The following is a 13961-nucleotide window of genomic DNA, read 5'->3' on the forward strand; positions in this document are numbered from 1 at the left end:
ATCGTCAAGGAGATGCTCACATGCCACACGCATTGACCCTCAACCAACGTATCGTCCTGGTGTCGCGGCCCACGGGGGCGCCGGTGCCGGAGAACTTTCGCCTGGAGCGGGTAGAGCTCCCGGAGCTGAGCGAAGGTCAGGTGCTGCTCAAGACCCTCTACCTGTCGCTCGATCCCTACATGCGCGGACGCATGAGCGATGCACCGTCCTATGCAGCGCCCGTGGCGCTCGGCGATGTGATGACCGGTGGTGCCGTCAGCCGGGTCGAGCGTTCGCTGAACCCGAAATTCCAGGAGGGCGACCTGGTGGTGGGCACCACGGGCTGGCAGAGCCATAGCATCAGTGATGGCCGGGCGCTGGTCCCCGTGCCGTCGGGCTGGCCAAGTCCTTCCCTGGCACTCGGTGTACTCGGCATGCCGGGGATGACCGCCTACATGGGCCTGATGGACATCGGCCAGCCCAAGGCCGGCGAGACTCTGGTGGTTGCGGCAGCGTCCGGTGCCGTGGGTTCGGTGGTGGGGCAGGTGGCTAAAATCAAGGGCCTGAAGGTCGTGGGGGTTGCAGGGGGGGCCGACAAGTGCCGTTACGTGGTCAGGGAGCTGGGCTTCGATGCCTGCATTGATCACCGCAGCCCGACCTTTGCCGATGAGTTGGCGCAGGCCTGCGGCGACGGCATCGATGTGTATTTCGAAAACGTCGGTGGCAAGGTGTTCGACGCGGTCTTGCCGCTGCTCAATCCCAAGGCGCGGATCCCGGTGTGCGGCCTGATTGCGCAGTACAATGCCCAGGAACTGCCACCCGGCCCGGATCGCTTGCCGCTGCTGCAACGCCTGCTGCTGACCAAGCGTGTACGGATGCAGGGCTTTATCGTCTTTGACGACTACGGTGATCGGCAATCGGAATTCATCAAGGCGATGGCGCCCTGGGTGCGTGAAGGCAAGGTGAAGTTCCGCGAGGATGTCGTCCTCGGCCTGGAGCAGGCGCCTGAGGCATTTATCGGGCTGCTGGAGGGGCGTAACTTCGGCAAGCTGGTGGTGCGGGTCGCTGAAGACTGACGCCTGTATGAGCATTTGACGCTGGCCAGAGGCGCGGGTATAAACCGCGTCTCGTTGATTTGTCGGACCTTTCTACCATGAGCTTCAGCCCTTTGATTCGCCAACTGATCGACGCCCTGCGTACTTTGCCCGGTGTCGGTCAGAAAACCGCCCAGCGCATGGCGTTGCAACTGCTCGAGCGTGACCGTAGCGGTGGTTCGCGGCTGGCATTGGCGTTGAGCCAGGCGATGGAAGGGGTCGGTCATTGCCGGCTGTGCCGCACGCTGACCGAAGACGACTTGTGCCCGCAATGCTCGGACACTCGGCGTGACGACACATTGTTGTGTGTGGTTGAAGGGCCGATGGATGTCTATGCCGTGGAGCAGACCGGTTTTCGCGGTCGTTACTTCGTGCTCAAGGGCCATTTGTCGCCCCTTGACGGTCTGGGCCCCGAAGCCATCGGTATCCCGCAGCTGCTGGCGCGGATCGAAGAGGCGGGCACCTTCACTGAAGTCATCCTCGCCACCAACCCGACCGTGGAAGGCGAAGCCACCGCGCACTACATCGCCCAGTTGCTCAGCAACAAGGGCCTGATCGCCTCGCGCATTGCCCACGGCGTGCCACTGGGTGGCGAACTGGAGCTGGTAGACGGCGGTACCCTGGCTCATTCCTTTGCGGGGCGTAAGCCGATCGCTCTGTAGCGTCCGGCTTGACGTTGCCGGCCTCTCGCTTCGGCTGATTCGCTGAAGACGCTTGAAAACCAAGCAAGCGCTCGGTTAACTTCGCTGAACCTTCAGTGGAGTTCGCCGATGCCTGCCTTCCAGGAATACTTCGACCCAAGCCATGAATTGGTCCGTGACAGCGTGCGACGCTTCGTCGAGCGCGAGATTCTTCCGGACATTGATCAGTGGGAGGAGGCCGAGGGCTTTCCTCGTGAGCTCTACCTCAAGGCCGGCGCGGCGGGCATTCTGGGCATCGGTTACCCCGAGGCGCTGGGTGGCAGCCACGAAGGCGACCTGTTTGCCAAGATCGCTGCCAGCGAAGCGTTGATGCGCTGCGGTTCCGGGGGGCTGGTGGCGGGGCTCGGCTCGCTGGACATCGGCCTGCCGCCGATCGTCAAGTGGGCCAGGCCCGAGGTGCGCGACCGGGTGGTGCCGCACGTCCTGAGTGGCGAGAAAATCAGCGCCCTGGCGGTCACCGAGCCCGGTGGCGGCTCGGATGTCGCCAACCTGCAGACCCGTGCCGTGCGTGACGGTGATCATTACCGGGTCAATGGCAGTAAAACCTTTATCACCAGCGGTGTGCGTGCGGATTTTTATACCGTTGCGGTGCGCACCGGTGAGCCGGGGTTTTCCGGCATCAGCCTGCTATTGATCGAGAAGGGCACGCCGGGATTCACCGTCGGTCGCCAGTTGAAGAAAATGGGCTGGTGGGCGTCGGACACGGCGGAGTTGTTTTTCGACGACTGCAAGGTGCCGGTGGGTAACCTGATCGGTGCCGAGAACATGGGCTTTGCCTGCATCATGGGCAACTTTCAAAGCGAGCGCCTGGCCCTGGCGCTGATGGCCAACATGACCGCGCAGCTGGCACTGGAAGAGAGCCTGAAGTGGGCGCGGCAGCGCGAAGCGTTCGGCAAGCCGATCGGCAAGTTCCAGGTGCTCAAGCATCGTCTGGCGGAAATGGCCACGGCGCTGGAGGTGTCCCGGGAGTTCACCTATCGCCAGGCCGCGAAAATGGCGGCGGGCAAGAGTGTGATCAAGGAAATATCCATGGCCAAGAACCTCGCCACCGACACCGCCGACCGTATCACCTACGACGCGGTGCAGATCCTCGGTGGGCAGGGTTACATGCGCGACAGCCTGGTGGAACGGCTGTACCGCGACAACCGGATCCTCTCCATTGGCGGTGGCACCCGGGAAGTGATGAACGAAATCATCAGCAAGCAGATGGGGCTGTAGATTGCGGTATGGCGGCTGACGTGCCCGCTCCCACTGGGGATTGTCGCGAGACACAAATCTTGTGTGCGAAACAGCTCCCTGTAGGAGCGTGCGTGCTCGCGATGGTCGCCAACGATAACGCGTGCTGCCTGACACCCCGCGTCGCGCTCACGGTCATCGCGAGCAAGCTCGCTCCTACATGGGCGCCGCCTGCATTGCCCTGTAGGAGCGAGCGTCGGGCGGTGTTCCGCTTGCCCGCGAAGGCGTCAGTGCAAGCGCTTACTTTTCGGACAGCGCAAACTGCGTCAGGCAGAACGTCGGGATACCCATGTCTTCCAGGCGCTGGGAACCACCCAGTTCCGGCAGGTCGATAATGGCCGCGGCCTCGAAGATGCTCGCGCCCATGCGTCGCACCAGATTGGCGGCGGCGATCAGGGTCCCGCCGGTGGCGATCAGGTCGTCGAACATCAGCACCGAGTCCCCTTCACAGAGGCTGTCGGCGTGGACTTCGAGGAAGGCTTCGCCGTACTCGGTCTGATAACCCTCGGCCAATACGTCGGCCGGCAGTTTGCCTTGCTTGCGAAACAGGACAAGTGGCTTGTTCAGTTGGTAGGCGAGCACCGAGCCGATCAGGAAGCCGCGGGCATCCATGGCGCCGATGTGGGTGAAGTCGGCCTCGACATAGCGGTGCGCAAAGCAGTCCATCACCAGGCGCAGGGCCTTGGGCGACTGGAACAGCGGAGTGATGTCGCGGAAGATTACGCCCGGCTTCGGGAAGTCAATCACGGGGCGGATCAGGGATTTGATGTCGAAGGAGTCGATGACCATCGTCGGGATGTCCTGGCAGGCTACAAACGCGACAGTATAACCGTGGCTGAGCGGGGTCGCTCAGCCACCTGCGTATCGTCAGCCTTCGACTGAGCCGCCGGCCAGTGCGCACAGCTGGATCGGGTCGAGGATGTGCACTTCCTTGCCTTCGGCGGCGAGCAACTGGTTTTGCTGGAAGCGGGTGAACACCCGGGACACGGTTTCCACCGCCAGGCCCAGGTAGTTGCCGATTTCGTTGCGCGACATGCTCAGGCGGAACTGGTTGGCCGAGAACCCGCGAGCGCGGAAGCGTGCCGACAGGTTGACCAGGAAGGTGGCAATGCGCTCGTCGGCGGTTTTCTTCGACAGCAACAGCATCATTTGCTGGTCGTCGCGGATTTCACGGCTCATCACCCGCATCAATTGACGGCGCAATTGCGGCAGTTGCAGGGCCAGTTCATCCAGGCGTTCGAAGGGGATTTCGCAGACCGAGGTGGTTTCCAGTGCCTGGGCGGACACCGGATGACTCTCGGTGTCCATGCCGGACAAGCCGACCAGTTCACTCGGCAGGTGGAAGCCGGTGATCTGTTCTTCGCCGCTGTCGCTCAGGCTGAAGGTTTTCAAGGCGCCGGAGCGTACTGCAAAGACGGAATCGAAAACGTCGCCCTGGCGGAACAGGAATTCGCCTTTTTTCAGTGGGCGGCCACGTTTGACGATGTCGTCCAGCGCATCCATGTCTTCCAGATTCAGAGAAAGTGGCAGGCAAAGTGGTGCCAGGCTGCAATCCTTGCAATGAGCCTGGTTATGAGCGCGCAGTTTAACTGGCTCGGACATTTCTTAGATCCTTGTGGGAAAACACACATAAGGCGTAAGGGTAACCCACGCAAGGACCTTGAAGCCAGTCTGCGGCAACATGGCGCAACCTCGTGGGTGCGCCCAGTGCTTTAAATAACCCGAGAGAAGCGTTGGCGGTTCTGCTGCTCCAGATAGGCATCGAATACCATGCACACTGAACGCACCAGCAGTCGCCCGGCGGGCAGGACCAGGATTTTTTCACGGTCGAGCTCGATCAGGCCATCCTCGGCCATGGCCTGCAACTGTGGCCAGAGCTGTGCGAAGTAGCCGCGAAAATCGATGTTGAAGTCCTGTTCGATGGTGGCGAAGTCCAGGCGGAAATTGCAGATCAGTTGCTGGATCACCGCCCGGCGCACTCGGTCGTCCTGATTGCACAGCAGGCCACGGCTGGTGCCGAGTTGGGAGTTGGCCAGGGCGTTCTGATACTCGTTCAGGTCGCTGCTGTTCTGGCAGTACAGGTCGCCGATCTGGCTGATGGCCGACACGCCGAGGCCGATCAGGTCGCAATGGCCGTGGGTGGTGTAGCCCTGGAAATTGCGTTGTAGGGTCGATTCTTCCTGCGCGATGGCCAGTTCATCGTCCGGCAGGGCGAAATGGTCCATGCCGATGTAGCGATAACCGGCGGCGGTCAGTTGCTCGATGGTGCGCTCAAGCATTTTCAGCTTTTCGGCGGGCGCCGGCAGGTCGTCGCTGTTGATTCGCCGCTGCGGCATGAAGCGCTCGGGCAGGTGGGCGTAGTTGAACACCGAAAGGCGGTCGGGCTGCAGGCTGATGACTTCCTCGACGGTGCGGGCAAAGTTGTCGGCGGTTTGCTTGGGCAGGCCGTAGATCAGGTCGATGTTGATCGAGCGGAACTGCAAGGTGCGCGCGGCATCGATCACCGCTCGGGTTTCCTCCAGGCTTTGCAGGCGATTGACCGCCCGTTGTACCTCCGGGTCGAGATCCTGCAGGCCGATACTGACGCGATTGAAGCCCAGTTCGCGCAGCAGGCCCATGGTCGACCAGTCCGCCTCCCGAGGATCGATTTCGATGCCGTAGTCGCCCGAATCGTCATCCAGCAGGTTGAAGTGCTTGCGCAGTTGCGCCATCAGCTGGCGCAGTTCGTCATGGCTGAGAAAGGTCGGGGTGCCGCCACCGAAGTGCAGTTGTTCGACTTTCTGGTTCGGGTCCAGGTGGCAGGCGACCAGCTGGATTTCCTGTTCCAGGCGTTGCAGGTAGGGCTGGGCGCGGCCGCGGTCCTTGGTGATGACTTTGTTGCAGGCGCAGTAGTAGCAGATGTTCGCGCAAAACGGCACGTGCACATACAGCGAGAGCGGGCGCCGGGCCTTGCGGCTGTCGCGCAGGGCGTGGAGCAGGTCGAATGTGCCGACCTGGCTGCTGAATTGCACCGCGGTCGGGTACGAGGTGTAGCGTGGTCCCGCCAGGTCGTAACGGCGGATCAGGTCTGTGTCCCAACGAATGGCGTCGAGCATGCGGGCGTTCCCCCGGATAGGCTGGCAGTGTCGGCGAGTCTAGGGGGTTGCCACGATGGGAATCTTGATTTGTATCAAGAGTGTACGGGTGTGCACCGCCGAGCCGGAGTAAATGCCGTGCAGGCGGTTACACGGTGGAGCTCCAGCCTTCGATTGCGGCTGTCCTAGTGCCCCATGAGCCAATGCTGATGGGGCCCGGGCAGGGTCCAGATACCGAACAGGATCACCAGCAGGCCACCGGTCATGCGTACGCTGCGTTGGCGTAACAACGCCGTGACGCGCTCGGCGGCGAGCCCCGTGGCCAACAACACCGGCCAGGTGCCGAGGCCAAAGGCGAGCATCAGCAGCGCACTGTCGATGGCATCGCCCTGGCTGGCGGCCCACAACAGGGTGCTGTAGACCAGGCCACAGGGTAGCCAGCCCCACAGTGCGCCCAGCAGCAAGGCGCGCGGTACGCTCGATACCGGCAGCAGGCGGTTGGCAACGGGCTGGATATGGCGCCACAGGCCACGGCCCAGGCTTTCGATGCGGGTCAGGCCGCTCCACCAGCCCGCCAGGTACAAGCCCATGGCGATCAGGAGCAAACCGGCAAGCACACGCATGAACATCGCCGCCGGACTGTTGGCCAGGGCCCAGCCGGCGAGGCCGATCAGCAGGCCGGCGGTGGCGTAGCTGAGGATTCTGCCCAGGTTGTACGCCAGTAGCAGGCGAAAGCGTCGGCTGCGTTGTTCCTTGGGGATCGCCAGGGTCAGCGCGCCCATCAGGCCGCCACACATGCCCAGGCAGTGGCCGCCTCCGAGCAAGCCGAGGATCAGCGCCGAGACCAGGAGAGGCGCCAGTTCAAGCATGGGGTGGCGTCTTGTCGGCCGGCTTGGCCGGGTCCATCGGTTTACCGTCGGCTTCGTTGATCGCAGCCTTGTGGTTCGGGTCCTGGTCGTCGAACAGGATGCTGTGGGCCGGCCCGTCGAGGTCATCGTACTGGCCGCTGTCGACGGCCCAGAAGAAGATGTAAATGGCGATGGCGACGATCAGCAGCGCCGCTGGGATCATCACGTAGAGAGCTGGCATCTTTACTCCATGCCCGCGCGGCTCAGGCCGGCAGCGGGCGGGTTTCTGGCGTGGTGCCGGTGCCCGGAACACTCGACATGCGAGTCAGGCGCAAGGCATTGAGCACCACGGTCAACGAACTGATGGACATGCCGACGGCGGCCCACACCGGAGTGATCCAGCCGAGGGCGGCAAACGGCAACATGAGGCCATTGTACAGCGCAGCCCACAGCAGGTTCTCGATGATTACCCGGCGGGTGCGGCGGGCCAGGCTGAAGGCTTGCACCAGGGCATCCAGGCGGTTGGACAACAGCACGGCGTCGGCGCTGGTTTTCGCAAGGTCAGTGGCCGAGCCCATGGCCACGCTGATGTCGGCCGCGGCCAGTACCGGCACATCGTTGACGCCGTCGCCGAGCATCAACACTTTGCGGCCTTCCTGGTGCAGTTGCTTGAGCACCTGCAGCTTGTCGTCCGGACGCAATCCGCCACGGGCTTCGTCGATACCCAGCTCTGCCGCAACGCTGGCCACCATCGGCGAACTGTCGCCCGACAGCAGCAGGGTACGCCAGCCGCGTGCCTGACAGGCGGCGAGCAGGGCCGGTGCGTCGCTGCGCAGGCGGTCATCAAGGACCAGCCAGGCCAGTGCGCCATTGCTGTCGCCCAGCAGCAGCCATTGACCGGCTTCGTCGGGCATCGGAGGGACGGCGCAACCGCTGAGTTCGCAGACGAATCCCGGCTGGCCGATGCGCAGGCGCTGTGAGCCGACCAGGCCTTCAAGGCCCAGGCCAGGGGTACTCAGCACTTCTTCAGCCGCCACGGGGGCTCGACCAAAGGCCCTGGCAATCGGGTGTTCCGAGCGATTTTCCAGGGCGGCGGCAAGCGCCAGGCACTGGTTGCTGTCGAGGGCCGCCAGTGGGCGGATCGAGCGCAACGCCAGCCGTCCTTCGGTGAGGGTGCCGGTCTTGTCGAAAATTACCGTGTCGATCTGGTTCAGGCCTTCCAGCACATGACCTCGGGTCAGGAGCAGGCCGAGTTTATGCAGGGTGCCGGTGGCGGCGGTGAGGGCGGTGGGAGTGGCCAGCGACAAGGCGCAAGGGCAGGTCGCGACCAGCATGGCCAGCACGATCCAGAACGCACGGGACGGATCCAGTTCCCACCAGACCAGGCCGATGACCGCAGCGGCCACGAGCGACAGTAGCAGGAACCATTGCGCCGCGCGGTCGGCGATTTGTGCCAGGCGCGGCTTCTCGGCCTGGGCGCGGTCCAGCAGGCGGACGATGGCTGACAGGCGTGTGTCCTGACCCAGTGCCAGCACTTCGACGGTCAGCGCGCCCTCGACGTTCAGGGTGCCGGCGGTGACGGCGTCGCCAGCGGTGCGCGGTTGTGGCAGGTATTCGCCCGTCAGCAGCGACTCATCGATACTTGACTGGCCATCGAGGATCTTGCCGTCGGCCGGCAGGATGGCGCCGGGATGGACCAGCACCTGGTCACCCAAGCGCAACTCGCTGAGCAGAATGCGCTCGCTCTGGCCGTCCGGGCTTAAACGCAGGCATGACGCCGGCAGCAGGTTGACCAGTTGGGCGGTGGCGGCAGCCGTGCGTTCGCGGGCACGGCGCTCCAGATAGCGGCCGGCCAGCAGGAACAGGGCGAACATGCCGACCGCGTCGAAATACAGCTCGCCGGTGCCGGTGATCGAGGTCCAGATGCCGGCCAGATAGGCGCCACCGATCGCCAGCGAGACCGACACATCCATGGTCAGGTGGCGGGTGCGCAGGTCGCGCATTGCCCCTTTGAAGAAAGGCGCGCAGCTGTAGAACACGATCGGGGTGGTCAGGAACAGCGCGACCCAGCGCAGGATCGCATGCAGCTCGGGGCTGAGGTCGATGTTGAACTCCGGCCAGGTGGCCATGGTTGCCATCATCGCCTGGAACCACAGCAAGCCCGCCACGCCCAATTGGCGCAAGGCCAGGCGGTTTTCGCTGGCCAGTTGTTCACTGGCGCGGTCCGCTTGGTAGGGGTGAGCGGCATAGCCGATGTGGCGCAGCTCGCCGAGCAGCTGGCTCAACGGCAGCTGGCTGTCGGCCCAGCGTACGTGCAGGCGATGGTTGGACAGGTTCAGGCGCGCCTCCGCCACGGCGGGCAGGTTGCGCAGGTGTTTCTCGATCAGCCAGCCACAGGCGGCGCAGCTGATGCCTTCCATCAATAGCGTGGTTTCGGCCAGATCGCCTTCGTGGCGTACAAAGGGCTGTTGCACGTCGGCGCGGTCATACAGCGCCAGTTCGTCCACCAGTTGCACCGGCAAGGCGTCGGGGTTGGCCGAGGCCTCGCTGCGGTGGCTGTAATAGTGTTCCAGGCCACCGGCGACAATCGCTTCGGCCACCGCCTGGCAGCCCGGGCAGCAGAGCTCGCGAGTCTCGCCGAGGATGACGGCGGTGAACCGGCTGCCGGGTGGGACGGGCAGGGCGCAGTGGTAGCAGGGAGTTGGGGTGGTCATGTGTGTTGTCATGAGAGCTACTGTGGCGAGGGAGCTTGCTCCCGCTCGGCTGCGAAGCAGTCGCAATGCTGCGAACTCGCTGTACCTGAAAGAACCGGTTTGCAGGTTTCAGGGGCGCTTCGCGCTGGAGCGCCAGCCCGGCCCAGCGGGAGCAAGCTCCCTCGCCACATCTGATTGCATTTGCAGGCTGTTACTGCTTCAGGTCTTCGGCGCCTTGCAGCGGTTCGTCGCCCAGCAGCAGGTCTTTGTCGTGGCTGACCTGTTCTTCTTCGAACATGCGCCAGATGTGGTCGTCCTGGGTGCCCAGCAGCTCGACGAAGCGGCGACCTTCAATCTTGTCGTTCACCTGGCCGATGTAGCGGCCTTGTTCGGTTTCACTGCGGGTCAGGATGATCTTGCGGTCTTTCTCTGGCTGGGTGGGCGAGATCAGGTTCAGTTCCAGGGTCTTTGGCTGGCTGTTGCCGGTCAGGTGCAGGTCGACTTCACCGGTCACGCCGTCCAGGTGCATGCTGGCGCGCAGCAGCAGGGTCTGGGCCAGCAGCTCACGGTCCAGCGAACGGTTGATGCCCTTGCCGGCTTCGTAGTAGTTGTCGTTGACCAGGTTGTCCGGGTTGTTCACCGCGATGGTCACCATCGACAGGGTCAGCGTTACCGAACAGGCCAGGATAGCGATGATGATCCATGGCCAGAGGTGCTTGTACCAAGGGCTGGTGGCAGTTGCTGCGGGCATGATGACTTCTCTCAACGAATTTGTGGGCCGATGAATCGGCTCTTGGCTTCAACGTGGACGCTGTTGTCATCGGCATCCTTGAGGATGAATTTCACCTCGTTGGTGCTCGACGGCAGTTGGTCCGGTGCGCTCGACAACTCGACCGGCATGCTGAAAATTTCACCCGCGGCTACCTTGATCTCACGCTTGCCTTGCAGCTTGAGGTCGGGCAGGCCGGCGGCGTCCAGCACGTAGGTATGGTCGTGCTGGTCCTTGTTCATGATCTTGAGGCTGTAGACGTTCTCGATCCGGCCTTCGGCGTTTTCGCGGTACAGCACGCGGTCCTTGCTGACGTCGAAACCCACCAGCGAGCGCATGAAGAACGCGGTGATCAGCAGGCTGATCATGGCCAGCAACACCAGGGCGTAACCGATTAGGCGCGGACGCAGTTTATGGGTTTTTTGCCCGGACAGGTTGTGCTCGGTGGTGTAGCTGATCAGGCCGCGAGGGTACTCCATCTTGTCCATGATGCTGTCGCAGGCGTCGATGCAGGCCGCGCAGCCGATGCATTCGATCTGCAGGCCGTCACGGATGTCGATGCCGGTCGGGCAGACCTGGACGCACATGGTGCAATCGATGCAGTCGCCCAGCCCCTGGGCCTTGTAGTCAGCGCCTTTCTTGCGCGGACCGCGGCTTTCCCCGCGGCGCGGGTCATAGGAGACGATCAGGGTGTCCTTGTCGAACATCACGCTCTGGAAGCGCGCATAGGGGCACATGTAGATGCACACTTGCTCGCGCAGCCAGCCGGCGTTGCCATAGGTGGCGAGGGTGAAGAAACCCACCCAGAAGTAGGACCAGCCATCGGCTTGCCCGGTGAAGAACTCGATCACCAGTTCACGAATCGGCGAGAAGTAACCGACAAAGGTCATGCCGGTGACGAAGCCAATCAGCAGCCACATCGTGTGCTTGCTGAATTTGCGCAGGAATTTGTTGGCGCTCATCGGCGCCTTGTCGAGCTTGATGCGTTGGTTGCGGTCGCCTTCGGTGACCTTCTCGCACCACATGAAAATCCAGGTCCAGACGCTCTGCGGGCAGGTATAGCCGCACCAGACGCGCCCGGCGTACACGGTAATGAAGAACAGGCCAAAGGCGGAGATGATCAGCAGGCCCGACAGCAGGATGAAGTCCTGTGGCCAGAAGGTGGCGCCGAAGATGAAGAACTTGCGCTCCGGCAGGTTCCACCAGACAGCCTGATGGCCGCCCCAGTTGAGCCAGACCGTACCGAAATACAGCAGAAACAACCCGGCACCGCCCATCATCCGCAGGTTACGGAACAGGCCGGTGAAGGCGCGGGTGTAGATTTTCTCTCTGGAGGCGTAAAGGTCGACGCTGTTGTTCGCGTTCTTGGTGGGCGGGGTGACGTCGTGTACCGGAATCTGGTTGCTCATCATTGCATCCCACGGCAGTGGAAAAATGCCTCGGTCAGTACGTGCCGACCGCGGTCAAAAAGGGCTGTAACAGTGGCGCAATGATACGCCTGTCGCTCTAGGTCAAGGGTGCGACCTTTGGTCGCGTTGGGGAAAAAACCTGGATGGTGTAGCAAATGTAACAAATCGTGATGCAGGTCAATTGACTATAGCCGATTCCCCTTTTTTCTTGGCTGCCTGCACATGATCTGGTTCGGGGAGGGGTGTGCAGCGGGTTGGCGCGGCACACCGGTTACCTGTGTAGTTCACTCCGATGATGCGCTGGCGTCAAGGAAGGTTGCCGCCTCCGAGAGAATCCAACCCACCGGTACCGCGTTTTTTATCAGCGGCGCTTTCGATGTCCGCGAACCGTGCCCGGCGCTTTTGGGCATGGGTTTTGTTAGTCGCTTCCGTTGGTGCAACAGGTTCACAAGTGACGGGTTGTTCGGTGTTGTTGGGTTGGTTGTCCGTAGTGTGTTTTTTGCTCATGTCATAACTTCCTTGTTTGTTGGGTCACTGTTTTGTCAGCTTTGATCGTGGTGGCTGGAATATTACTACTTGGCCGTTGATCAAGCTGAGTGAGAAGTTATCAGTTGGCGCAAGCCTGATCTATTGCCTGTTGATTTCAAGGCGTGAAATTTGTAGTGCATGATGTTTGTAAAAACGCTCCCCGGCATATGATAGGTGCTTCTGGCCCGCAGCAGCCTTGGGGCGTGCTCGCCGATGGCAATAGTGTGGATGCCGTTAATAATTAATGGAGTTATTGTCTTTAGCCAGAGCGGTGAAAGTTTTTATATTGATTTGGTGTTCGAGGGTGAATGAGGGAGGCGTGATGTGCGGTCCGGGTAATACTGTCGCTTGAAACAGCCGTTAACCAGGCCGATGAAGTTGTCCGCGTATTCAACTAACCGGGAAATGCAAACGGCCCCGCCAGTTCTCACTGGCGGGGCCGTTTTTTACTGCTTCAAGCGTTTGCCTTACTCGGCGTCCGCTGCCTTCTCACCGTGAGACAGGCTGTAGACGTAAGCGGCCAGCAGGTGAACCTTGTCGTTACCCTGCATTTGCTCTTGCGCAGGCATCTGGCCCTGACGGCCGTAACGGATGGTCTGCTGCAGTTGAGCGAAGCTCGAACCGTAGATGAACGCTGCCGGGTGGGTCAGGTTAGGTGCGCCCATTGCCGGGGTACCTTTGCCTTCCGGACCGTGGCAGACCGCGCAGTTGGTGGCGAACAGCTTCTGGCCGGCAGCCGGGTCGGCTTTCGCGCCTTCTGGCAGTTTGCGGCCATCGAGGTTGGTCAGGACAAATGCAGCCACGTCGCTGACGCCTTGTTCGCCGATCACGTCGGCCCAGGCCGGCATTACCGCGTGACGACCGGCCATGATGGTGGCCTTGATGTCTTGCGGTGCGCCGCCCCAGCGCCAGTCGGCGTCGGTCAGGTTAGGGAAGCCATAAGCGCCCTTGGCGTCGGAGCCGTGGCAAACCGAGCAGTTGGAGGCGAACAGGCGGCCACCCATCTTCAGGGCTTGCGGGTCCTTGGCGACTTCTTCAATCGGCATGGCGGCGAATTTGGCGAAGATCGGACCGAACTTGGCGTCCGACTTGGCCATTTCCTTTTCCCACTCGTGAACACCGGTCCAGCCAGACTGGCCGTTGGCGAACGGGGTCTGCTTCTCGTTGTCGAGGTAGGTGTAGCCCGGCAACAGGCCTTTCCAGTTACCCAGGCCCGGGTACAGCACCAGGTAGCCGAGGGCGAAGACGATGGTGCCGACGAACAGCATGAACCACCATTTCGGCAGCGGGTTGTCGTACTCCTCGATCCCGTCGAAGGAGTGGCCAACCTTCTCATCTGTCTGTTCGCTGCGCTGGCCCTTGCGGGTCGACAGCAACAGCCAGGTCAGGGCGAAGATGGTACCCAGACTGAGGACTGTGACGTACAGACTCCAGAACGTAGTCATTCTTTGTTACTCCTAGAAGCTTGCTCGACGTGCTTGATGGCTTCGGGATCATCCGCGAAAGGCAGCAAGGTCGCGTCTTCAAACTCGGACTTGCGCTTGGGGCTGAACACCCACAAGGCCAGACCGATAAAGGCAACCATCACGACAACGGTGCCCAGGCCACGAATCATCCCGATATCCATCTA

Annotated in this window: 14 protein-coding genes; 3 read left to right on the top strand and 11 right to left on the bottom strand. The window is 62.1% G+C overall.

Annotation, left to right across the window (positions count from 1 at the left end; genetic code table 11):
- Positions 1-20 precede the first annotated feature (20 nt).
- The 3 genes from curA (at position 21) to AC3WQN_RS07025 (ending at position 2992) form a co-directional block, all read left to right on the top strand.
- Positions 21-1055, top strand: coding sequence for an NADPH-dependent curcumin/dihydrocurcumin reductase (gene curA / locus AC3WQN_RS07015; RefSeq protein ID WP_103399939.1), 1035 nt, complete (start codon positions 21-23; stop codon positions 1053-1055).
- A 77-nt stretch (positions 1056-1132) separates the two neighbouring features.
- Entirely contained in the window at positions 1133-1735 is a 603-nt protein-coding gene (gene recR, locus AC3WQN_RS07020) for a recombination mediator RecR (protein ID WP_095143097.1), read from the top strand.
- A 108-nt stretch (positions 1736-1843) separates the two neighbouring features.
- Positions 1844-2992 carry an acyl-CoA dehydrogenase family protein gene (locus AC3WQN_RS07025; RefSeq protein ID WP_103399940.1) on the top strand — a complete coding sequence of 383 codons (1149 nt, stop codon included), beginning with the start codon at positions 1844-1846 and terminating at the stop codon, positions 2990-2992.
- 258 nt (positions 2993-3250) lie between these two features.
- Here AC3WQN_RS07025 and AC3WQN_RS07030 read toward each other — a convergent pair whose 3' ends face one another.
- From AC3WQN_RS07030 to AC3WQN_RS07080, 11 genes are all read right to left on the bottom strand, one after another.
- Positions 3251-3799, bottom strand: coding sequence for an adenine phosphoribosyltransferase (locus AC3WQN_RS07030; protein ID WP_095082226.1), 549 nt, complete (start codon positions 3797-3799; stop codon positions 3251-3253).
- Between the two features lie 78 nt (positions 3800-3877).
- Positions 3878-4612, bottom strand: coding sequence for a fumarate/nitrate reduction transcriptional regulator Fnr (fnr, locus tag AC3WQN_RS07035; RefSeq protein ID WP_103399941.1), 735 nt, complete (start codon positions 4610-4612; stop codon positions 3878-3880).
- Between the two features lie 110 nt (positions 4613-4722).
- The gene (gene hemN, locus AC3WQN_RS07040; RefSeq protein ID WP_103399942.1) at positions 4723-6105 is read right to left on the bottom strand and encodes an oxygen-independent coproporphyrinogen III oxidase; all 1383 of its coding nucleotides are present in this window, start codon (positions 6103-6105) and stop codon (positions 4723-4725) included.
- A gap of 164 nt (positions 6106-6269) precedes the next feature.
- Positions 6270-6953 (bottom strand): sulfite exporter TauE/SafE family protein, encoded by a 684-nt coding sequence (locus AC3WQN_RS07045; protein ID WP_095143102.1) that lies wholly within the window; start codon positions 6951-6953, stop codon positions 6270-6272.
- Positions 6946-7173: a cbb3-type cytochrome oxidase assembly protein CcoS gene (gene ccoS / locus AC3WQN_RS07050; protein ID WP_103399943.1), complete on the bottom strand. Its 228-nt coding sequence runs from the start codon at positions 7171-7173 to the stop codon at positions 6946-6948. Before ccoS ends, AC3WQN_RS07045 begins: the two co-directional genes overlap by 8 nt.
- Positions 7174-7195: 22 nt before the next feature.
- A complete protein-coding gene (locus AC3WQN_RS07055; protein ID WP_492589182.1) occupies positions 7196-9646 on the bottom strand; it encodes a heavy metal translocating P-type ATPase in 2451 nt (816 codons plus the stop codon).
- Between the two features lie 190 nt (positions 9647-9836).
- On the bottom strand, positions 9837-10376 hold the full coding sequence (locus tag AC3WQN_RS07060; protein ID WP_103400183.1) for a FixH family protein: 540 nt from the start codon (positions 10374-10376) through the stop codon (positions 9837-9839).
- Between the two features lie 11 nt (positions 10377-10387).
- Positions 10388-11803, bottom strand: a complete 1416-nt coding sequence (gene ccoG, locus AC3WQN_RS07065) for a cytochrome c oxidase accessory protein CcoG (protein ID WP_103400184.1) — start codon at positions 11801-11803, stop codon at positions 10388-10390.
- Between the two features lie 306 nt (positions 11804-12109).
- Complete coding sequence (locus AC3WQN_RS07070; RefSeq protein ID WP_146038373.1) at positions 12110-12310, bottom strand: hypothetical protein; 201 nt, start codon at positions 12308-12310, stop codon at positions 12110-12112.
- A gap of 488 nt (positions 12311-12798) precedes the next feature.
- Positions 12799-13776: a cytochrome-c oxidase, cbb3-type subunit III gene (ccoP, locus tag AC3WQN_RS07075; RefSeq protein WP_103400185.1), complete on the bottom strand. Its 978-nt coding sequence runs from the start codon at positions 13774-13776 to the stop codon at positions 12799-12801.
- Entirely contained in the window at positions 13773-13958 is a 186-nt protein-coding gene (locus tag AC3WQN_RS07080; protein WP_003175465.1) for a CcoQ/FixQ family Cbb3-type cytochrome c oxidase assembly chaperone, read from the bottom strand. The genes ccoP and AC3WQN_RS07080 overlap by 4 nt, the downstream gene beginning before the upstream one ends.
- Positions 13959-13961 lie beyond the last annotated feature (3 nt).

The sequence above is a fragment of the Pseudomonas sp. FW300-N1A1 genome (assembly GCF_058789115.1).

Excerpts from the sequence above, each read along its gene's own strand:
- curA (WP_103399939.1), top strand. The coding sequence starts at position 21 with ATGCCACACGCATTGACCCTCAACCAACGTATCGTCCTGGTGTCGCGG.
- recR (WP_095143097.1), top strand. The coding sequence starts at position 1,133 with ATGAGCTTCAGCCCTTTGATTCGCCAACTGATCGACGCCCTGCGTACT.
- AC3WQN_RS07025 (WP_103399940.1), top strand. The coding sequence starts at position 1,844 with ATGCCTGCCTTCCAGGAATACTTCGACCCAAGCCATGAATTGGTCCGT.
- AC3WQN_RS07030 (WP_095082226.1), bottom strand. The coding sequence starts at position 3,799 with ATGGTCATCGACTCCTTCGACATCAAATCCCTGATCCGCCCCGTGATT.
- fnr (WP_103399941.1), bottom strand. The coding sequence starts at position 4,612 with ATGTCCGAGCCAGTTAAACTGCGCGCTCATAACCAGGCTCATTGCAAG.
- hemN (WP_103399942.1), bottom strand. The coding sequence starts at position 6,105 with ATGCTCGACGCCATTCGTTGGGACACAGACCTGATCCGCCGTTACGAC.
- AC3WQN_RS07045 (WP_095143102.1), bottom strand. The coding sequence starts at position 6,953 with ATGCTTGAACTGGCGCCTCTCCTGGTCTCGGCGCTGATCCTCGGCTTG.
- ccoS (WP_103399943.1), bottom strand. The coding sequence starts at position 7,173 with ATGCCAGCTCTCTACGTGATGATCCCAGCGGCGCTGCTGATCGTCGCC.
- AC3WQN_RS07055 (WP_492589182.1), bottom strand. The coding sequence starts at position 9,646 with ATGACCACCCCAACTCCCTGCTACCACTGCGCCCTGCCCGTCCCACCC.
- AC3WQN_RS07060 (WP_103400183.1), bottom strand. The coding sequence starts at position 10,376 with ATGCCCGCAGCAACTGCCACCAGCCCTTGGTACAAGCACCTCTGGCCA.
- ccoG (WP_103400184.1), bottom strand. The coding sequence starts at position 11,803 with ATGAGCAACCAGATTCCGGTACACGACGTCACCCCGCCCACCAAGAAC.
- AC3WQN_RS07070 (WP_146038373.1), bottom strand. The coding sequence starts at position 12,310 with ATGAGCAAAAAACACACTACGGACAACCAACCCAACAACACCGAACAA.
- ccoP (WP_103400185.1), bottom strand. The coding sequence starts at position 13,776 with ATGACTACGTTCTGGAGTCTGTACGTCACAGTCCTCAGTCTGGGTACC.
- AC3WQN_RS07080 (WP_003175465.1), bottom strand. The coding sequence starts at position 13,958 with ATGGATATCGGGATGATTCGTGGCCTGGGCACCGTTGTCGTGATGGTT.